Source organism: Pseudomonas sp. 22189 (assembly GCF_052045635.1).
Classification (GTDB): domain Bacteria; phylum Pseudomonadota; class Gammaproteobacteria; order Pseudomonadales; family Pseudomonadaceae; genus Aquipseudomonas; species Aquipseudomonas parakoreensis.
In genome coordinates, this window is the sequence record NZ_JBQEPG010000013.1 from 56,677 (window position 1) to 77,118 (window position 20,442).

General features: G+C 55.6%; 17 protein-coding genes and 1 tRNA gene. 7 read left to right on the forward strand and 11 right to left on the reverse strand.

Annotated features, from left to right (window positions below; genetic code table 11):
- Nucleotides 1-19: 19 nt before the first annotated feature.
- Entirely contained in the window at nt 20-430 is a 411-nt protein-coding gene (locus ACTJKS_RS15895; RefSeq protein WP_027614440.1) for a low affinity iron permease family protein, read from the reverse strand.
- A gap of 187 nt (nt 431-617) precedes the next feature.
- Between ACTJKS_RS15895 and tam the strand changes: the two genes are divergently transcribed.
- A complete protein-coding gene (gene tam, locus ACTJKS_RS15900) occupies nt 618-1,388 on the forward strand; it encodes a trans-aconitate 2-methyltransferase (RefSeq protein WP_108181931.1) in 771 nt (256 codons plus the stop codon).
- A gap of 128 nt (nt 1,389-1,516) precedes the next feature.
- Here the strand turns inward: tam and ACTJKS_RS15905 are convergent, their stop codons facing one another.
- The 7 genes from ACTJKS_RS15905 to ACTJKS_RS15935 form a co-directional block, all read right to left on the reverse strand.
- Nucleotides 1,517-2,245, reverse strand: a complete 729-nt coding sequence (locus ACTJKS_RS15905) for a class I SAM-dependent methyltransferase (RefSeq protein ID WP_108181932.1) — start codon at nt 2,243-2,245, stop codon at nt 1,517-1,519.
- A gap of 227 nt (nt 2,246-2,472) precedes the next feature.
- A complete protein-coding gene (locus ACTJKS_RS15910) occupies nt 2,473-3,732 on the reverse strand; it encodes a type II toxin-antitoxin system HipA family toxin (protein WP_108181933.1) in 1,260 nt (419 codons plus the stop codon).
- Complete coding sequence (locus ACTJKS_RS15915; RefSeq protein ID WP_027614444.1) at nt 3,725-4,042, reverse strand: helix-turn-helix domain-containing protein; 318 nt, start codon at nt 4,040-4,042, stop codon at nt 3,725-3,727. Before ACTJKS_RS15915 ends, ACTJKS_RS15910 begins: the two co-directional genes overlap by 8 nt.
- A gap of 289 nt (nt 4,043-4,331) precedes the next feature.
- Nucleotides 4,332-4,405, reverse strand: a tRNA-Gly gene (locus ACTJKS_RS15920).
- 159 nt (nt 4,406-4,564) lie between these two features.
- Nucleotides 4,565-5,449 (reverse strand): alpha/beta fold hydrolase, encoded by an 885-nt coding sequence (locus ACTJKS_RS15925; protein ID WP_108181934.1) that lies wholly within the window; start codon nt 5,447-5,449, stop codon nt 4,565-4,567.
- Between the two features lie 316 nt (nt 5,450-5,765).
- Entirely contained in the window at nt 5,766-6,458 is a 693-nt protein-coding gene (locus ACTJKS_RS15930; RefSeq protein WP_262948915.1) for a pseudouridine synthase, read from the reverse strand.
- Nucleotides 6,459-6,491: 33 nt separating this feature from the next.
- The gene (locus tag ACTJKS_RS15935; RefSeq protein ID WP_041070414.1) at nt 6,492-6,722 is read right to left on the reverse strand and encodes a cysteine-rich CWC family protein; all 231 of its coding nucleotides are present in this window, start codon (nt 6,720-6,722) and stop codon (nt 6,492-6,494) included.
- Between the two features lie 377 nt (nt 6,723-7,099).
- Here ACTJKS_RS15935 and ACTJKS_RS15940 point away from each other — a divergent pair, with 377 nt between their 5' ends.
- The 5 genes from ACTJKS_RS15940 to ACTJKS_RS15960 all read left to right on the forward strand — a co-directional run bounded on the left by ACTJKS_RS15940 (nt 7,100) and on the right by ACTJKS_RS15960 (nt 15,768).
- Entirely contained in the window at nt 7,100-7,363 is a 264-nt protein-coding gene (locus tag ACTJKS_RS15940) for a hypothetical protein (protein WP_041070412.1), read from the forward strand.
- Between the two features lie 179 nt (nt 7,364-7,542).
- Nucleotides 7,543-7,938 carry a hypothetical protein gene (locus ACTJKS_RS15945; protein WP_108181936.1) on the forward strand — a complete coding sequence of 132 codons (396 nt, stop codon included), beginning with the start codon at nt 7,543-7,545 and terminating at the stop codon, nt 7,936-7,938.
- A gap of 202 nt (nt 7,939-8,140) precedes the next feature.
- Nucleotides 8,141-9,349: a glycosyltransferase family 4 protein gene (locus ACTJKS_RS15950; protein WP_108181937.1), complete on the forward strand. Its 1,209-nt coding sequence runs from the start codon at nt 8,141-8,143 to the stop codon at nt 9,347-9,349.
- 36 nt (nt 9,350-9,385) lie between these two features.
- Nucleotides 9,386-10,246, forward strand: a complete 861-nt coding sequence (locus ACTJKS_RS15955) for a hypothetical protein (protein ID WP_262948911.1) — start codon at nt 9,386-9,388, stop codon at nt 10,244-10,246.
- Nucleotides 10,247-10,248: 2 nt separating this feature from the next.
- Nucleotides 10,249-15,768: a calcium-binding protein gene (locus ACTJKS_RS15960; protein ID WP_262948909.1), complete on the forward strand. Its 5,520-nt coding sequence runs from the start codon at nt 10,249-10,251 to the stop codon at nt 15,766-15,768.
- Nucleotides 15,769-15,836: 68 nt separating this feature from the next.
- On the opposite strand, the gene ACTJKS_RS15965 is transcribed toward ACTJKS_RS15960, so the two are convergent.
- Complete coding sequence (locus tag ACTJKS_RS15965; RefSeq protein ID WP_198758608.1) at nt 15,837-16,949, reverse strand: enoyl-CoA hydratase/isomerase family protein; 1,113 nt, start codon at nt 16,947-16,949, stop codon at nt 15,837-15,839.
- Between the two features lie 132 nt (nt 16,950-17,081).
- On the opposite strand from ACTJKS_RS15965, the gene ung reads away from it, so the two are divergent.
- Nucleotides 17,082-17,774 (forward strand): uracil-DNA glycosylase, encoded by a 693-nt coding sequence (gene ung / locus ACTJKS_RS15970; protein WP_108184367.1) that lies wholly within the window; start codon nt 17,082-17,084, stop codon nt 17,772-17,774.
- A gap of 126 nt (nt 17,775-17,900) precedes the next feature.
- Here ung and ACTJKS_RS15975 read toward each other — a convergent pair whose 3' ends face one another.
- Nucleotides 17,901-18,935 (reverse strand): AbrB family transcriptional regulator, encoded by a 1,035-nt coding sequence (locus tag ACTJKS_RS15975; RefSeq protein ID WP_108181941.1) that lies wholly within the window; start codon nt 18,933-18,935, stop codon nt 17,901-17,903.
- Entirely contained in the window at nt 18,928-20,442 is a 1,515-nt protein-coding gene (locus ACTJKS_RS15980; RefSeq protein ID WP_041070400.1) for a tripartite tricarboxylate transporter permease, read from the reverse strand. Before ACTJKS_RS15980 ends, ACTJKS_RS15975 begins: the two co-directional genes overlap by 8 nt.

Consider the following 20,442-nt stretch of genomic DNA (forward strand, 5'->3'; position numbering starts at 1 on the left):
TGACCTGCCAGCAACGGTTTCAGCAGTCATTCAAATCCTGCTTCGGCTTGCTCTTCTCCCCCAGACCCTCAAGATCGAACACCTCGCTTTCCCCCAGGCTGCGGTAATGCTTGCGCAGCGCCTCCAGTTGTTTGAGATCCAGCGATTCCAACCCGAGCATCGCGTTCTGTGCTTCCTTGTTCACCCGCAGCAACTCATCAAGTTTCAGGTGCAGGATGTCGGTATCGCGGTTTTGCGTGTTCTGGATCAGGAATACCATCAGAAAGGTGATGATCGTGGTCGAGGTGTTGATGATCAGTTGCCAGGTGTCATTGAAATCAAAAATCGGCCCACTCAACCCCCACAGAAAAATCAGGATCAACGCGCCCATGAACGTTTTCGGGCTGCCGGCCCAAAGGGCCAGGGTCTGGGAGATTTTGGCGAATTTCATTGCGGTGTTCCTTATTGGGAGAGCATGAAATTCAGACATCCGGGATGCGATGAAAATTCTACTTACAACTGAAACCTGCCAATCATTGCGAGCAACCAGACACTCTTGGCAATAAGCCTCTCTGGAACTGCCCGCAGCGCTGCCTGTATGGTGACGAACCGCTGGAATGTCCCGACAGGAGAACGCAATGAGTTGGTCCGCCAGACAATACGTCGCTTTTGAAGATGAACGCACCCGCCCGGCCCGTGATCTGCTGGCGGCGATTCCCACGGTTCAGGCGCGATCGGTGGTCGATATCGGTTGCGGCCCGGGTAACTCCACCGAGCTGCTGGTGCAGCGTTTTGCGCAGGCGCAGGTCAGTGCTCTGGACAGCTCGGCGGACATGATTGACGCGGCGCGCAAGCGCTTGCCTGACGTGCGGTTCGAAGTCGCGGAAATCGATAGCTGGGCGGATCAAGGGCCGTTCGATGTGATCTTCGCCAATGCCGTTCTGCAATGGGTGCCGGATCACGCGACGTTGCTGCCGGCGTTGGCGGGTAAGCTGTCGGACGGAGGCAGCCTGGCGATCCAGATGCCGGACAACCTCAACGAGCCTTCCCATCGGCTGATGCGCGAAGTCGCCGCCAATGGCCCATGGGCCGCCAAACTGGCTGGCGCCGCCGGGCAACGCACCGACATGGCGAGTGCCAGCGATTACTTCTCGATGTTGCGTCCACACTGTTCGCGGGTAGATGTGTGGCGCACCACCTATCACCATCAACTCGCAGACGGCGCGGCGGGTGTGGTGGAGTGGTTCAAGGGCAGCGGCTTGATTCCGTTCTTGAACCCGCTGACTGAAGAGGAGCGGGCGCAATACCTGCAGCAGTATCTGGCGGCGGTGGCCAAGGCCTATCCGGCGTTGCCGGATGGCTCGGTGCTGTTGCCATTTCCGCGGTTGTTTATCGTCGCGACTCGCTGAAGCCAGCCTTCAGCCACCTGTAGTGAGGGGATTTATCCCCGATGGACTGCGCAGCAGACCCTTTAAGCGGGTGCTGCGCACCCATCGGGGATAAATCCCCTCGCCGCATATTGTTTGTTCAGATCAGATCAGCGCTGCACCGCCACCAGCATCATCATCGGCCGCTCCCGCTCTTCAGCCAGCGCCGGTTGCGCGGCCACCTCTGCATCGCTCGGCCCCCATTCGTTGACATGGCGGATGGCAAAACCTGCCGCGATCAACGCATTCAACAGCGTGCCCATCGTGCGGTGCTGCTTGATCACCCCGTCCGCCAGCCAGTGGGTCACCCGCTCGCCTTCCATCTGATAACTGTCCAGCGGCCAGCGCTTGTGGCCATCGCCGTCGACCAGCCAGCCCGGATTGCGTGGGGCCATGAAGATCGGATGCTCGATGGAGAACACAAAATGCGAACCCGGTTTCAACGCCGCGTACAGATGAGCGAACAGCCCTGGCAGATCCTTGATGTAGTGCAGTGCCAGCGAACTGTAGGCCAGATCGAAACGGCAGACCGGCAGGTCGAGATGCTCAAGGTCGGCGCGCTCATAGCGGATGTTCGCCGCCGTAGTGGTTTCGCGCGCACGCTCGAGCATTTTTTCCGAGACATCCAGCCCCAGCACCTGAGCGGCGCCGTGCTCACTGGCCCAGCGGCTGAACCAGCCATAGCCGCAGCCGAGGTCGACCACATTCAAGTCGTGCATCGATGGCAGCAACGCCATGAGTGCCGGCCATTCCGGCGCGGCATCGAGACCACCGATGGAGCGGTTCATCTGGCTGTAGCTGTGGAAAAATTCGGGGTCGTCGTAGATGTTTTGCGTCATGGGGAAGTGCTCTTTTAAGTTCGCTCGCCAGCGGCACAGTGGCCGCGCCATGGAGTCCCTCGAAAGTGAGAACGCGTATTCGTCGATGGCCGCGCAGGGGAGGGTGGTGGGTGATGGGGAAATGCTAGCGGGTCGTGGGGATGGTGAGAACCGTCGGTGTGTTGTGGATCTGTAATGTCGGAAAAATCTTCAGGGTTTCAAAAAGTGTGATTTGCAAGGATATGCAGTCATCGCAACAACTTGATGTTGTGATCAATTCGGCTTTGAATGGTACGCAGGGTTTCCTGAGTGATCACGTCAGGATAAAGATCATTTGCCACAGTCGAGAATTGACTGGATACGTCGCAAAAGCGGTCAATGATTATTCCGGCATCATGGGCGCCCACTTCCGCTTCTTCTGCAAGACCGAGCATGGCTTTTCGGTCGATTTCCAACGCTTCGCCCATCACATCCATCTGGTGATAACCACCCGGCCCCTCGCAAAAGGTCACATCGTAGGCCGGCGCTAATTTCCAGTCGCCAGTTCGTGACATGGTGTAGGCAAAATTTTTGGGGTGATCGTCTCGATTGTGGAACGCAACGTTGAATACAGCTCGCTCGAACGCTCGAGCTTTTTCTCGTACATCATTGGTGCATCTGTGCGTCGCGCGCAGGAAGTTGACGTAGTCCAATGCTCCAGGGGATCGAAAATCTGCTCCGGTGAAAGCTGCGAGACTTTGCATGGGGACGCGCAGCCCGTCCTGTCGATCAAAGCGTTTGCTGGCGAAGGCAGCCATTTCGTCTGACAGACTGAAGTATTGCGTGTCTGGTGTTTGAATGCCGCAGAGGCGCAAGCACTCGGCATAGACCATTTCGATAGCGCACACTTCGGGGTGTTCGTGCCGGGCCGGGAACTTCACCAGCCATGCTTCAAAATCCGGAGTGGCGGCAGTGGTGAACGTCCCGGTATCAGGATCGCGATAGACCAGAGCTTTTGGTCTGGCACCTTGCGGAAATCCTCCCACCAGCAACAACTTCTGAAGAAGCTCACCCCCTTCACCTTTGAGCACTTGCTGCACTTCGGATGCAAGCAATTCAATGGGAACATGCATCTGCGGTTCCTGCACCTCAGGCGCCACAGGCTTGAACGACATGGCTCCCATGGCATTGTTGCCAATGTAGGCCAGTCGCTCCAAGGGGCCGATGCGTGCAGGATTCAGGCCGCGACGTTTGAATAGACGATCCATCAGCAGCATGCCCCAACCGTCGGGCAGCGAGTCATAGACGGGGCCTGGCAATCCCAGCTGATGTTGCGGGAAATCCCGGCTTAATTTTGCGCCTTGTAAAGGAAGTTTCAGGGACGAAAGTTCGAGTCCTCTTTTTTTCGCTTCGTCGCTGTACTCAAACACCACCAGCGGCCGGCCGGTCAGAGCTGTGGTGGAAGCCAGCGTGCCCCACTGCCAATGTTCACCCCAGCCCTCGTAGTAGACGTCCACTCGCTCAAGCATTTTCGGATTTCCTTTTGATGCGTTGACGCTTGGCGCTGTTTTCGTAGCGCAGGATGTCATCCAGAGTTTCAAGCTTTGGCAGGAACAGATTTTCGAGTTCCTTGCTGCGTCCCAGTACCATGGCGACGCGCACCAGATTTTCGAAACCTACATTACGCCCGGCTTCCAGATTGGACACCGTGTTGGTTCCGATGCCGGCACGTGCAGCCACATCCGCCTGTGTCATTTCCAGAGCGAGCCGGTCAGTGCGTAGACGTTCACAGATCCGCTTGACGATCTCACTTGGCTTGCTAAGGCTTAAATCCAACATAATGGGTCTTACACCTCAAAAGCTACTTTAAATCCGGTAATTCTGGATTTATCCAGGAATTTGTCATCCATTCACTATTCCTGATTATTGTGGCTTATCTTTTGAAAATCGCAATAACCCACAGAAAAATGGAATTATTCAAATTTGGTTGAGGAGAGGTTCGAGTCAGGAGGAATCATCATTCCTGGTGCGTTCCCACAAATCCCGGACACAAAAAAACCGGCCTTGTAGGCCGGTTTTTTCTGTTCCTGCATCCCCCGTCATAACCACGACGTGAGACCTGATTGAGTGGAGCGGGTAGAGGGAATCGAACCCTCAACTAAAGCTTGGGAAGCTTTCGTTTTGCCACTAAACTATACCCGCTCAGAGCGGCTGACTTTGTACCAGAGTCGGGCGCGAATTTGAAGTTTTTCTTTTCCTCGCAGCGCGTTACAGCATTGAAAACGGTCATTCGCGGGCAAATCTGCAGGGCCATCGATACTGGTTTTTCAGCCCCACAGACCCGCTCGCGACGACACTTTTTCAAATGGCCAGTGCATGGTGATCCTGAACGAACGCATAACGCGTTCGGCTCGTTTGCTGTGACGGTTTCAGGAAGCCAAGCAGGGCGTTCTGGCTATCGCGGCACGCAGCCTTGTGCTCCATGTCGAGGAAGTGCCCAGTAGCCTGCAGCGTGGTGAAGGTGCTGTGCGCCACGTGGTTGCCGAATATCCGGGCGTCTTCGGCGGCGGTGTATTCATCCCATTCGCCGTTGAGGAACAGCACCGGCACATTGATCTTCTTCGCCGCATTCAAATAGCACTGACGATCGCTGTGCAACACGTCGTTGATGTGAAAGTGCATCTGCCCGTATTCGTGCTCGGCCAGGCTGCTGACGTGGCGATAGTTGAAGCGCTTGAACAGTGACGGCAGGTGTTTGCCAATCGTGTTGTTGACCAGGTGCCCGACCCGATCGCCATCGCGCTGGCCAAGGTAGTCGACACCGCGCTCCAGGTAATCAAGCATGTGTGCGTTGATCACTGGCGAGAACGAGCTGATCACGGCTTTTTCAATGCGCCGGGGCTGGTGGGCCAAGGCGACCAGGGTCGCCGCGCCGCCCCAGGAAAATGACAGCACATGTTCTGCGCTGAAGTGATCGATCAGCTCCAGCAGGATCTGCCCTTCGACTTCCTTGGTCAGATGTTTCTCGTGACGGTTGTGAATTTTCGACCTGCCCGCGTAGGGCTGGTCATAGCAAACCACGTTGAATTGCGGGTGCAGATTTTTCACGGTTTGAGCAAATGACGCAGTCGTGGCCATCGAGCCGTTGACCAGGATGATGGTCTTTTCTGCGGCGTCTGCGCGATAGAACTCCGTGTAAACCCGATACTGACCCTGTATATCCAGCACAGCGATTTCTGGCCTCATGTCATAAGACTCCTGGCAAGCAAGCGGGTATGCGCGCAATTAGAGATTGCACGAGCTTTGTGACAGGTAGGCATACGCCTGGAATTTACTTGGCCCATGTCGATCCATGACTGCGGTCGACGGGTGTTGTTATTGGCGGGCAGTCTGCCGGCTGAGGCGCAACCCAGAGGGCTGACGACCGGCAAAAAGTTTCTTGGATGTATGTTGTGACTAATCGGTCACAATTTGGCCGACGTCCTGATTCAAGCAGTGGGATGGGGATCGCGCAAGTGCCGTTGGTAAATTGTTCGACAACTTCTGCTGAGCGGTCGCCGGCTTAGAACAAATGAATCTCTTCGGTGCACAAAGCGCGGTACTCGCCCGGTTTCAGCGCGTTATCCAGCGACAGCGCGCCCATGGATTCGCGGTGCAGGCGCATGACTTTGTTGTTGAAGTGACCAAACATGCGTTTTACCTGATGGTAGCGACCCTCGACGATACTGAGGCGCGCCGCTCTCGGGCCCAGCACTTCGAGTTGCGCCGGTTGCGTGGTCAGGTTTTCGAAGGCGAAGTAGAGGCCCTCGGCAAACGTGACCGCGTATTGCGGCCCGATCTCCTGTTCGGTTTCGACGTAATAGACTTTTGGCAGTTTGGTCTGTGGCTGGGTCAGACGCCGTGACCAGCTGCCATCGTTGGTGATCAGCATCAGCCCGGTGGTGTTGAAGTCCAGACGCCCGGCGATGTGCAGGTCGTCCTTGTCCGGTTCATGGATCAGATCGAGCACGGTCGGGTGCTGCGGATCGCGGGTCGCACTGACGCAGCCAAGCGGTTTGTGCAGCATGAAGTAGCGCGCCGGTTTACCGACTTGCAGTACCTGCTCATCGACTTCGACGCGGCTGAACTCCAGCACTTCGCTGTGCGGGTCGCTGACGACTTTTCCGTCGATCCGCACGCGCTTTTCCACCAGCAACAGGCGAACCTGCTGACGGTTATAGCGGGGCAGGTTGCTGAGGAAACGGTCGACGCGCATGGTCAGAAATCGGCGGACAAAGGGCCGCGCATCTTACGTGATCGGCCGCGCTGCTGCTTGCAGTTGCGCTTCGACCTGAGCGCAGCGCGGGCACAGACAGGATTTGTCGCGCAGCGCCGCTGGCAGCGCCTCGAGGACTGCAGGATCAATGCTCACGCCGTAGCACCAGCAGGCTCGGTCAGCGGTTCGCGGGTCGGCAAGGCTGCAATCATTGCGTGCGCCGCAGGCCGGGCAGAGGTCGGGTTTAGTGTCGGAATCAGGCATAAGTCGGGTGAGGCATTTCCACGCAGGTGCGGTTACGGCCGGTTTGCTTGGCCCGTTACATCGCATGATCGGCCCGAGACAGCAGGGTATGCAAGGTGTCATGAGCATGTACGGTGGTGGCACCGATGTATTCCCGGACATTACTTAGGCTAACTGTGGGAGCGAGCCTGCTCGCGAAAGCGGTGGGTCAGCCAACGTAAATGTCGTCTGACGCTNCCTTCTTCCTTCGCGAGCAGGCTCGCTCCCACAGGTGGGCAGTGTGACTGGCGCCGCTGATCTGAAGCCTTTCCGCGCCCGGCACTTGCCCCGGACCTGACAGTCAAAACTGTGTCGGCTGCGCTGTCTTGCTGTGGCCGCTGGTCTTTCAGGAGGCCGTCATGAGTACTTCAAAACTGTTGCGCCGGGTGCTGCTGGGAGCGGTGCTCGGCTTGGGGCTGTCCGGGTGTTATTACTACGCCGGTCCTTACGATGCTTACCCTGCCACTTACTACTATCCCGGCTATTACTCACCGTATTACTACGGCGGTTATTACGGCCCGCGCTACTACGGTGGCGGGCACTATTACTACGGCGGTCACGGCTATCGCGGCGGTTATGGACGCGGTTACCACGGCGGCGGCTATCACGGTGGGCACCACTGATCGGCGGCTGAATGACAGCGTTTTCCAAATGAACAGGATTTCATCAATCACATGTTTCAACTTGTTACGAAAGCGCACCAGATTCGGAAAACGCTGTCAGATAATTCGTCAGTCATCGAATAAACGACTGATGCCTGCCAGCGTCGCTGGTGCGGCTACCCGCGGTCCAGGAGGCCGCCATGTATCGACGAATTCTTCTACTTGCTGCGATGATGTTTTCCGTTGCCGGTTGCGCTCCTTACTCCTACGCAGACAGTTACTACAGCTCGGAGGTCTACACGTCACCCGCTCCCGCGTACTACAACACTGGCGGCACGTATTACAGCGGTGGCAGCACCTACTACTCGGCCCCTCGCTATTACCAGGCGGCCCCGCGTTACTACCAACCGGCTCCGCGTTACTACTCGGCGCCGCGCTACTACCAGCCAGCGCCACGCTACTACGAAAGCCGTCGCTGGCACGACAATGATCGTGGCCATTGGGACGGTCACCGTGGTGGTTGGGATCGTGACCGTGGTGGACGCGATCATCACGGTAACCGCGGCGACCACGACGGGCGAGGCGGTCGCTGGTAATCATCCGCAAACCAAAAAGCGGCGCATTGAGCGCCGCTTTTTTTGTGCCTGCTGAAAAGTGCATGGATAGCTACATCTCCTAGGAAGCTCTCGGAAGGTTCCTACAGTTTTATTTCTTAATGTTTGATAGCGTTTATTAAAACCCATTGATGTTGGAGGAACTCAATTTTGCGGAGTTGTATAAACATGGAAGTCTTCACGTATGAATTTACTTGTTATTCATCAGAATTTCCCCGGTCAATTTCGTCACGTCGTATTGGAAGCGCTTCGCAGGCGGATAAAAGTACTTGCGATTGGGCGTGATACGGCACCGGGTGTCGTTGGTATAGAACTGCGTCAGTATCGGTCTTCAAGAATTGACTTCAATATTGGTCATCCATACTTGCGTGGTTATGAAGTGGCTGTGCGAGATGGGCAAAGTGTTTTCGAACTGCTGAAGAAGCTTAAGCGTGAGGGATATCGACCCGATATTATTCTTGCTCATCCAGGATGGGGTGAATCGCTATTCGTCAAAGACGTGTACCCGAATGTGCCCCTGATTCATTTCTGTGAATATTATTATCGTGCACAGGGAGCGGACTCTGGTTTTGATCGAGAATTTGCCGGTGCGTGGGATGCATCATCACGATTAAGAGTCTTGAACTCCATGCATCTTCTGAATATTGAACAGTGTGATGTTGGAATTGCGCCTACACAGTGGCAGCGTAGTCTTTTTCCTCAAGCCTATCAGCCCAAAATTCGTGTCATTCATGAGGGAGTGATTCAAACACTGCATGCAGAAAAAGTTGAGGCAGTAACACTGCCCAATGGCGTGGTGATTAAAACGTGTCAACCCATCGTGACGTACGTCGCCAGAAACCTCGAACCCTATCGTGGATTTCATGTATTCATGAGATCCATTCCCCATATTCAAGCCCAATGTCCAACCGCACAAATAGTCATCGTCGGCGGAGATGACGTCAGCTATGGAAGCAGGCCTGTCGGTTTCAAGAATTGGCGAGAGCGAATGTTGTCGGAGGTGGATTGCGATACTTCAAAAGTGCATTTTGCCGGGAGGCTGCCTTACCAGAAATATAGAGCGGTCCTGGAGCTTTCGAAGGTGCATGTATACCTGACTTATCCGTTTGTTCTGTCTTGGTCGTTGTTGGAGGCCATGGCGTCTAACTGTGTGGTGATCGGCTCTGACACAGCCCCGGTCACTGAAGTTGTTGTCGATGGGGTTAATGGTTTTATTGTCGATTTTTTTGATGGTGAAGCTATAGCGGCCAAAGTGTGTGGGGGATTAAGGTGTTTCAAAGAACTCGATGATCTCAGAAACGCGGCGAAGAGAACAGCAAACCGGTTCTCTATAGATAATGGCTTGAAAGGTTACTTTCAGATTTTTGAAGATGCAGTGGCGGGTCGGTTTTAATTGGCGTGTTTCGTTATTTTGAAATGGAGATTTGAAATGTTCAAAGTTTCACGCAAGGATGCTTTAAAAAAAATCAAGGTCTTGGTGAAGTACGGTCTGATTCTGCTGATGTGTTATTGGGTTGTGAATTTTTATATCGAATGGGAGGAAGCAGCAGAGCGCAGGGCGATTTACCAAAAGGAGCAAGGGGACTGCAGCAAAAAGCTCGCCGGTATGGAGCGGGTTCCTATCAAGGGCGGGAGTTTGCTCGATCGGACCCGGATACCCGGGTTCCACTTCGGATCGACATTGAAGAGTGACGGATTGTGCATTGCCGATATTCTTGAAGGTTCGTTTTGGTGGACGGGAACGGAACTTCGTACGGAGTATGAGATGAGCGGGATAGAACCACCTGCCGGGTGGGGATACTTTCAGGTCGCGGCCATTCTTTCTACCCGGACGGGACGCACTGAGCCGCACAGGATGGGGTATCGACATACAGACTGGCCGGATGATCTGATTGTGGTACTGAAAAATTATCCAGGATTAGAACTTTGGCTTAATGCTCCCCCGCCTCATTTCAAGAATGCCTTTTCCGTTACCACATTTGTTATGCGTGATTGGCGTCGGCATGACGGAACACCTAGGACGATAGATTGTGATGGATTGAATTATCCTGGCGACAAGATTAAGGCGGCTGGTTTGGGCAGGCTGGACTTGTTGAAGTTTAATAAAGAACAATTGGAAAATCTGGATTTTGGAGAGTTACAGACCTACTGCACAGTCGAGCTCTACAGTTTTGATTTTGCAGGTGGGATCGGACGTATCGGGCTGGACACAAGTTCGTTACGAGGTGCGCCTGAGGCGATTAAATTTGTTAGTGACTATCTTTCACGCGCCATAATTACAGGGAAGTAACTATGAGTTATGTTTTTGATGACTTACAAAAGTCAATGGTGCTACAGGCTGCTAGTATTTCTGAGGGGATGTGGTTTGATCAGGATGCTCAAAGGTATAAAGCCTCTGCGGAGCAGGGGCGAAATTGTGCTAATTTTTATCGGGTTTTATCCAAAATCATTGGCGAAAAAATTTCTGAGGATATTTTCTCCGAAAAAGATGTGGTTGATGTTTTGAAAAGCGCGAGGCTTTGGCTTGATGTGGCAATTGATGCCAATGGTGGGCAGGGTGCTTACTCTGCTTTGATTCGTGCCTATACCATGCGCCAAGGAGAGCTTAGATCAAGTAAAAGGTTTACTGATTCGGAAATGCAGAAGTCCTCTAATCAGGTCGCTGTAAATTTCATGAATACTCTGGCTAATGGATCAGTTGAGTATGATTTGGCTCCATGGACCGTACCTTCAATAAGCCAGATTGCCGCCATCGATGCGAGTGCTATTGGACGGGTTTTATTTGATGATATTGGAACGGACGATACCGCTACAAGCCGTAATGCAGGTTGGTCTGGAACCATCGGTTTCAGCCTGTTAGGTGGCAAACCCCCGTATGAAACCTGGAGACTGATTTCCGCAGGCGACCCCAGTTCAGAAATCAAAGGTAATCATGAACTGGCTAAAGTTAATAGACTCGATGATTTCAAGAATATTCTATTTGCCATTGACTCATACAGTGTCGGCCTTCGCGCGGCGGTCAATAACTTTGGCCTCAATGTGCTTGAGAGCGTGTTTTCCGTAGTGCCCGAGCAAATAAAAATTGCAATGGCCAGTGGAAACACCAACCCATTAATCCAGTATGTGGTGAAAGGCACACCCATTTCTCCCATCGTTGATCTGATATTGCGATATGGCAAAAATGCATTTTTTGACATGTTCAGACGAACATACGACGGCGGCTCTGATACCACGCCTACAACCGATCAAACGTTCGCGGCCAACGCCTACACATTTTTCTCAGGGTTTGCCCCGACGCAATCCCAAAGCATTGTTACCAAAACCATTGGCGAATATGGCAGCGCCACAGGATGGGCACGCCTCGCCATTCAGGACACGCCGCTTGGTATGGCTTTGCGCAATTCCCTGAAACAGCTCAGTGAAATAGTCATGGAGCGAGAGGACGGTTTCCCGGGTCGCGAACTGGAGCTTTATGACCCAGCAACTGGCAAAGGCTTTATTACCGAACAGTGGATTTTGGATCGTGCAGACATGTTGGCCCGGTTGATATCCAGAACCCATGGTTCGTTCGGAGAAAACACACTGCAGAAATTTTCTTTCACGGATATCGCATCGGGCAAACAGGCGTCCATGACCACTGGCGTATCCAACCCACTGGTGATGTTCGGTGACGACGGAGGGCGATCTTTCGGTGGCGCGACAAATGCCGATCATCTGTATGGCGGTGCGGGCAATGACTCGATCAGTGGACTGGCAGGTAATGACGTTATCGAAGGTGCTCGCGGTAACGACTGGATAAGCGGTGGCGACGGCAATGACGCGCTATACGGGATGGCGGGTGATGATGTTTTGATCGGCGGCAAGGGTAACGATTCTCTGACCGGTGGCGAGGGTAATGACCGATACACGTTTTACAGTGGTGATGGAATCGATGAAATTTTCGATGCAAATGCTGATGGGCAGTTATTGATAAATGACCGTCCGATTCCCGCCGTCAAACGCAGTGCTCTTCTGAGCAACACATGGTTCACGCAAGACCGATTCATAACGTTGACGCTCATTGAAGAACTCATGGAAAACACACTGAACATCCGCTACGGCCAGAGCGATCTGATCGTAATCAAGCACTACAGGCCGGGAATGCTGGGTATTCAGCTCCCGGACTTCGATGGCCACACCTTTTCAACACCCGATCTGGTTATCCAGGGTGACTGGAGAGCCGCCGATACGGACCCCAATGTTCCCGGTGATCAGCTTTCCTACGATGACTTGGGTAACGTTGTGCTGTTGCCAAATGTAAAACAGAGGAATAAGGCCGACGCACTTTACGGATCGCCCAAAGACGACGTCCTCCTTGGGCTTGGCGGCTCCGATCGACTGTTCGGACAAGCTGGAAACGATCGATTGTTTGGAGACAAACAGTCAACCCTGGAAAAAGCTCTGGCTGATGGTGTCGCCAAGGGGAAGGTCGGTCGTGGCGATTGGCTGGATGGTGGGCAGGGCGATGATCTGCTGGTGGGGACTGCCTCTGGAGACGTGCTGCTCGGTGGCAACGGTCGAGACACACTGGCTGGGGGGGCGGGTGATGACTTCTTGCACGGCGACGATACGACTGGGGTACTGGAGCAAAACTGGAAATATAAACGACATGAAGCCGTTCTTGCCCAAGGCGTCATCAGCTTGCGCACCACCTTCGACAAATCCTCCGTGACAGATGCATTGGAAGGAGGCAACGACGTTCTGTACGGCCAAGGCGGGAGAGATGTTCTCACGGGCGGTTGGGGCGAGGACGTGTTGGATGGCGGAACTGAAGATGATCAGCTGGGCGGCGACGGAGGCGATGACACCCTGACGGGTGGCAGTGGCAATGACACATTGTTCGGAGACAACCTTGATTGGGGCGGAGGACTCCAAAGCAAGCACCATGGCAACGATCTGCTGGAGGGAGGCAGTGGCGACGACGCTCTCGCTGGCAACGGCGGTAGCGACGTCTTGTATGGCGGCCCCGGCAATGATGTCCTGAAGGGGGATGACGAGGTATTGGATGGTGTGGCGGGTGACGCTAGCCATTTCTTCGGACGTGACTTTCTGGACGGTGGTGCGGGCGATGACACCCTTTGGGGCGGCGGTGCTGATGATTTGCTGTTTGGTGGGGCAGGAAATGACGAGCTGGTTGGCGATTACTACGACCATCCGATTCGCCACCACGGTGATGATTTCCTTGATGGCGGTATGGGTGACGACACGCTTCAAGGCTTGGGTGGCTCCGACACACTCATAGGCGGGCCGGGCGCTGATGCTCTGGATGGCGACCAGCCAAACCTGCCATCCGGCGGCACCAACGATGACCTCGTTCGAGGCGATGCCGGAAACGACACCCTTTGGGGGGGCTTGGGCGCCGACACGCTTTACGGCGGTGCTGACGATGACTTGATGTCTGGCGACTACGAGCAGACGCCTGAAGGCGAACAGGGTGCAGATTATCTGGACGGTGGTTCAGGCAATGACACGTTGCTGGGCGGCGGTGGAAACGACACGTTATTTGGCGGGGAGGGTGTGGACTACCTGCGCGGTGACTCAGGAAATAATGTGTTTGAGGGCGGAGCCGGTAACGACTACCTGGAAGCGAGGGACGGGGATGATATTTACTATTTCGGAGCCGGTGATGGGCTTGATGTAGTTGTAGACGCCGGTGGCAACAATGTCATGAAGTTTGGAGCCGGTTTTTTTGCGGATAATCTGAAAGTTGAAATTATCGATATTGAAATGGGTTTGGTATTGCGGCTGGCTAACGGAGTAGGTGACGCCGTTCTGATAAAAAATCACGAGACGTGGCGAGACTCAACTTTCAGTTTCAGTGATGGAGTGGTCTTGAGCTACCAGGATGTCATCAAGAAAATGCTTGCTCCGGTAGTTGTGATGGAACCGCCGGTAATGGAAGTGGTGGACAAGGCAGACATAGAAGAAACAGAAGACACGGGTGAAGACAGCGGTATCGCAAGCGTTCCCGTCCTGTCAGCCATTGATGTTTCGAGCGAAGGAAATGAGGCGGAATCGGGCAATGGCATTGAAGGGGTGGAAAAATTCCTCGGGGAAATTCAAGGAAGGCGTTCGAAAAACAGGCAAGCCACGGGTTTCACCCTCAATGATCAAGGTGTCTGGGTCAGAAATCAGATTGTCACGACTGATACGGGTTACATCACTTATACCGACTTGATTGATGAAAGCATCGAAAACGGATCCTTGTCTGACACCCCGCAGTGGATGAACGCTCCATCTGGCAGAGCTGTGTACAGCGACAGGAAGGCGAGCTCTGCATCCCACTCCTATTTCAAAAATACAAAGGCTGAGGGGGCAGCAAACCCATCGAACCACAAACCTCAATATTATCGATCTGGTTCGGGTGGCGGGTTTTCGTTTAAAGCAGGAGACGTGCTGGTAGAGGATAGAAACAAGTCAGGGACTATCGAAGGTTGGCACATCTATCCTGCAGCAAGCTTCAACGCTGGCGAAACTGTTCGTAAAGAATTTCGCCGAGATGTAAAGACCGAAACCATCAAGCACAAGACTGTGCAAGGTGACGCCGGCGGCGGACGAGTGAACCTGGAAGTCGGAAATACCTTTCATGGGGGTAAGGGTGATGACCTGATAGTCACTTATGCACGCTCACTGCTTGACTATGGCTCAGTGAATGACCGGATTCCTGGTGCTGTTTTATCGGCTGGGGCAGGCAACGATACGCTGCTCGGATCCGAGGGGGCCGATTATTTAATCAGCGGTTCAGGGATTGATTGGCTCTACGGTGAAAATGGTGCCGACACCTACACTGTCCAAGCACACGCTGGCGCAACGACCATTATTGCGGATGTACTGAGTCCTGTTTTTCACCGCCCGGAAGTGGGTGTGACGGGGTGGAAAGACGAGTATGGGCTGATCGATCAAGATGTTGTCATTCTTCCAGACGGGGCAAGGCTGGACGAGCTGCAATTAAGTTGGGGGGCGGCGTTGATTGAAACAGTCAATATAGAATTGGCCCCCAATCCGTCACGTGACAACTATCGCTATCCACCTCGGGCGAAGATGCTCTATTCGACCCTCGATATTAAATGGGGGACTCAGCAGGTTCGTATCGTTTTACCCAATGCAGGGGATCTCCAGGGCTCCGGGATCGAAGTCATAAGGTTTGCCGACGGCACAAGCATCAGCCTTAAGACTCTTCTGGAGTCTAGTCAACTGGGCCCTGCCCCGGATACTTACCACAATGCCGTCGTCATTGATGATGCAACTACCGCCCAATCTCTTCGAGATGCTCAAATGCTGCCATTGGTGGGCGGTCACGGTAATGATTTGCTAACGGGTAGCTCTGGCGAGGATGTGCTGCTGGGTGGCCCAGGTAATGACACGTTGTCCGGCGGTGCGGGCGATGATGTATATAAATATGATGGTCTTGGCAGGGACGTGATTGATAACTCGGGCGGCGGTATTGATGGAATCGATTTTTCAGATGTTGACTTGAATATCGGGCAATTGAAATTCCACCGCGAAGGTGATGATCTGGTAATCGTTGTGAATTACGGTGTTTCACCGAAGGTGCGGGTTTCCAATCATTTTTCTGGAGGGGAAAGCGCCATCGGCTATATAAGAGTTAGAAGCGGAGGTAAAGCGACTCAGGACTATACTGCCACTGAAATTGCTGAACGTTTGCATCCTCTTCCTCCGTTAAGGGATGTGGAGGATATCTTGATTAAGAATAACGAGGAATCGTCAATCGCTATTGCGGAAATAGTAAAGTTTTACGAGTTGAATAGTTAGGTTTAATAAGGTCAGTTAAAGCTCGCCCGCGACAGGCGACAAGCGGGGCTATCGCGGGCAGTTGCCAATTAATACTGCGACAGATCCGCCAACGGATGCCGACCTTCCCACACCTTGTGAAAATGCGCCTCGACCACCGCCTCCGGGACGTTATTGATGTCCGGCCAATGCCAGTGCGGCTTCTGATCCTTGTCGATCAGTCGCGCGCGAACCCCTTCGCTGAACTCCGGATGCCGGCAGCAATTGAGGCTCAGGGTGTATTCCATCTGAAAGACTTCCGCCAGTGACAGGTAGCGGGCGCGGAGGATCTGTTCCCAGACCAGATGCGCGGTCAGCGGCGAGCCTTCGCTCAGGGTTTTCGCGGCGCGGGCGATCAGCGGGTCGTTGCTGTCGCGTTGCAGGCTGATGGCTTTCCAGGCGCAGGTGACGTTGCTGACGTCGAGCAGTTCGTCGATCTGCTGGCGGCGCGGCAACCACTGCGCCTCGGGCATCTGCCCGACGGCTTCCTGTTGCAGGGCTTTGAGCAGACTGTTGAGTTGCATGTCGGTTTGCTCCTGCCAGTTGAGTTGCAGCAGGCCTTCGATCAGTTGCGGTTGCTGCTCTTCAAGCAGAAAGCGGTCGGCCAGATCCAGATCGATCGCATCACGCCCGTTCATGTGCGCACCGGTCAGACCGAGGAACAAGCCGAGCTTGCCCGGCAACCGGGAGAGAAACCAACTGGCCCCGACGTCCGGATACAGACCGATGGTGATCTCCGGCATCGCCAGGCGACTGCTCGGCGTGACGATCCGCGTACTGGCGCCTTGCAACAGGCCCATGCCGCCGCCGAGCACGTAACCGTGGCCCCAGCAGATCAGCGGTTTGGGGTAGGTGTGCAGGCTGTAGTCCAGGCGGTATTCGGCGGCGAAAAACTGCGCGGCCAGTGGCGGCACTTCGCCGGGATGGGCGCGGCAGGCTTCCACCAGGCTGCGTACTTCGCCGCCAGCGCAGAATGCCTTGACGCCATTGCCGCGCAATAGCACGCAGACGATTTGTGGATCCTTGGCCCAGGCGTTCAGTTTGTCGCTCAGGGCGTTGATCATCGGCAGGGACAGCGCGTTGAGCGACTTTTCAGCATCCAGGCTGGCGATCCCGAGGCGGGCGCCGTCGCTGCCGGTGAGTTCTTCGAAGTGCAGATTCATCGTGACCTCGATCGGGAATTTGAACGATCAGTATGATCGCTGTGTGGGAAAGTGCCGGATCTGCGTCAGATCAATTGACAAGCGTGGTCGGCTTTCCTAGGGTTCGCCCCATTGTTTTTGCCGGGTATGACCATGACTGCTGACGACCGTATCAAACTCGAACCGAGCTGGAAGGAGGCATTGCGTGCTGAATTCGACCAGCCTTACATGGCAGAGTTGCGCAATTTTCTGCAGCAGGAGCGGGCGGCCGGCAAGGAGATCTATCCGCCGGGACCGCTGATTTTCAACGCGCTGAATTCGACGCCGCTGGATAAAGTCAAAGTGGTGATCCTCGGCCAGGACCCGTACCACGGCCCGGGCCAAGCCCATGGCTTGTGCTTCTCGGTGCAGCCGGGCGTGCCGGCGCCGCCATCGCTGGTCAACATCTACAAGGAGTTGAAGCGCGACCTGAACATCGACATCCCCAATCACGGCTACCTGCAGAGCTGGGCCGATCAGGGCGTGTTGATGCTCAACACTACCATGACCGTCGAGCGCGCCAATGCCAACGCGCACAAGGACAAGGGCTGGCAGTTCTTCACCGACCGGATCATCGAACTGGTCAGCGAACGCCAGCCGCACCTGGTGTTCATGCTGTGGGGCGCGCATGCGCAGAGCAAACAGAAGCTGATTGATGCGACCAAGCACCTGGTACTGACCTCGGTGCACCCGTCGCCGTTATCGGCGTATCGTGGCTTCCTGGGCTGTGGGCATTTCAGCCGGACCAACAAGTTTCTTGAGCAGAATGGTGAAGCGCCAATTGAGTGGCGTCTGCCGCCGATTTGATGGGTTGAATGGGCGGGCCCTATCGCTGGCAAGCCAGCTCCCACAAGGTTTCAGGGGTGTACACACGATTTGTGCCACCCACAATCCTGTGGGAGCTGGCTCGCCGGCGATGAAGTCGACTCGGTATCACTCGGGATTACGATTCCAATACTTGAACAACGGCTCCGCCAGAAACAGCACAAACAACAGCCGCATCACTTGCATCGCCGTCACCAGCGGCACCGACAGTTGCAGGGTTTCCGCCGTCAGACTCATTTCGGCAATGCCGCCGGGCATCATGCCCAACGTCAGCGAACGCAGATCCAGATGGGTCAGCGCACTCAAGCCCAGTGCCGCCAGGGTGGCGATCAACATGGTCAACGCCGTGCCGATCAACGTACGCCCCATGAATGACGGCGCGCGCCGGAAGAACTGCCGATTGAAGTGACAGCCCAGTCCGCTGCCGATCAGCCACTGGCCGATCTGGCTGCCTCCGTCCGGCAGGCCAATGTGCAAATCCCAGGCAATGCTCACCGTGGCACTGACCAGCAACGGGCCGAACAGCCACGGATTGGGTTGACGCAAACGCTGCCAGAGCCAGGCGAGCAGGGCGCCTGTGGGAAACAGAATCGCCAGCCAACGCCAATCGACGTTGCCGGCGTGGGAAATTGGCGTGCCGTCGCCCAGCAGATACTTGAACGCAGCCGGCACGCACAGCACCACCACCAGCACCCGCAGACTCTGCCCGGCCGCGACATGGCTGAGCAACGCACCATTGCGCGCGCCGAGATTGACCATCTCCCCGGAGCCGCCGGGCATGCTCGAGAAAAACGCCGTGGCGCGATCTTCGCCGGTGCGGCGCATCAGCCACACGCCGACCACCGCCGACAGGCTGGTGACCAGCGCACCGAAGAAGATCAAACCGAAATGACTCAGCACCTGCTCCATCACCAGCGGGGTGAAGTGCAGGCCGATGCCGATGCCGACAATCCATTGGCCGCATTTGCGCCCGCCGGGGATTTCAGTAAGTTGCCACGGGGTCAGGCAGCGCACCAGGATGATCGCCAGCAACGAGCCGACCATCCACGGTAGTGGCCAGCCGATCTGGCTGGCGATAAAACCGCCAAGCAGACCGACCAGCGGGGTGGCCCACCAGCTTCTGAGGGACGTGCGATCAGACATCGGCGATGGCGCGTTGCGCTGCCGCACGTTTGCGCCAGATGCGGATGATCGGCATCAGCAGCATGATCCCTGTCAGTACCCAGACGCCGAGCGTGATCGGGCTCGACCAGAGGATTTCCAGCGCACCGTTGGAGATCGACAGGGCGCGACGCAGGTTCTGCTCCATCAGTTCGCCAAGAATGAAGCCCAGCAACAGCGGCGACAGCGGGAAGTCCAGCTTGCGCAGGATGTAGCCGAAGATGCCGATACCGATCATCAGGAACAGGTCGAACGTGGTGGCATGCACGGCATACACGCCAATCCCGGTGATGATGGCGATGACGGGCACCAACGCCCAGTTCGGCACGGCGAGGATGCGGGTGAAGATGCGGATCATCGGGATGTTGAGGATCACCAGCATGACGTTGGCGATGAACAACGAAGCGATCAGGCCCCAGACGATGTCCGGTTGCTGTTGGAACAGCAGCGGCCCCGGAGTGATGTTGTACAGCGACAGGGCGCCGATCATCACCGCCGTGGTGCCCGAGCCGGGAACACCGAGGGTCAGCATCGGCACCAGCGCACCGCAGGCCGCACCGCCAATAGCCGTTTCCGGCGCGGCGAGGCCTCGGGCATCACCTTCACCAAACTTGCCGCTGGTGCCGGCGATGCGTTTCTCGGTCATGTAGGCCACGGCACTGGCGAGGGTCGCGCCGGCACCCGGCAACACGCCCATGATGAAACCCAGCACGCCGCAGCGGACGTTGACCACGAATACCGAAGCCGCCTCCTTGAAGTTGAACATCATCCGGCCGGTGGCTTTCACCGCTTCCTGGCCGTGGTGGGTTTTTTCCAGCAGCAGGAGAATTTCGCTGATGGAAAACAGGCCCAGCACCAGCACCACGAACTGAATGCCGTCGGTCAGGTGAATGTTGTCGCCAGTGAAACGGTACACACCGCTGTTGGCGTCGATGCCCACGGTCGACAGGAACAGGCCGATCAGCGCCGCGATAAACGTCTTCAGCGGACGATCACCGGCCATGCCGCCAAGGCAGACAATCGCGAACACCATCAGTACGAAGTATTCCGCCGGGCCGAAGGCAATCGCCCATTTCGCCAGCAGCGGGGCGAACAGCACCATGCCGCAGGTGGCAATGAATGCACCGATGAATGAGCTCCATGCCGACAGCGACAGCGCCACACCGGCCAGACCTTTGCGGGCCATCGGGTAACCGTCGAGAGTGGTCATCACGGTGGAGGCTTCGCCTGGAATGTTCAGCAGGATCGAGCTGATCCGCCCGCCGTATTCGCAGCCCAGATACACTGCCGCCAACAGAATCAGCGCCGACTCCGGCGGCAGGCCGAGGGCGAATGCGATCGGGATCAGCAGTGCCACACCGTTGATCGGACCCAGGCCCGGCAACAGGCCGACAACAGTGCCGATCAGTGTGCCGCACAGCGCGGTCACCAGGTTGTAGGGGCTCAGCGCAACGCCAAAACCCTGACCCAAATAGCCAAGAGTATCCAT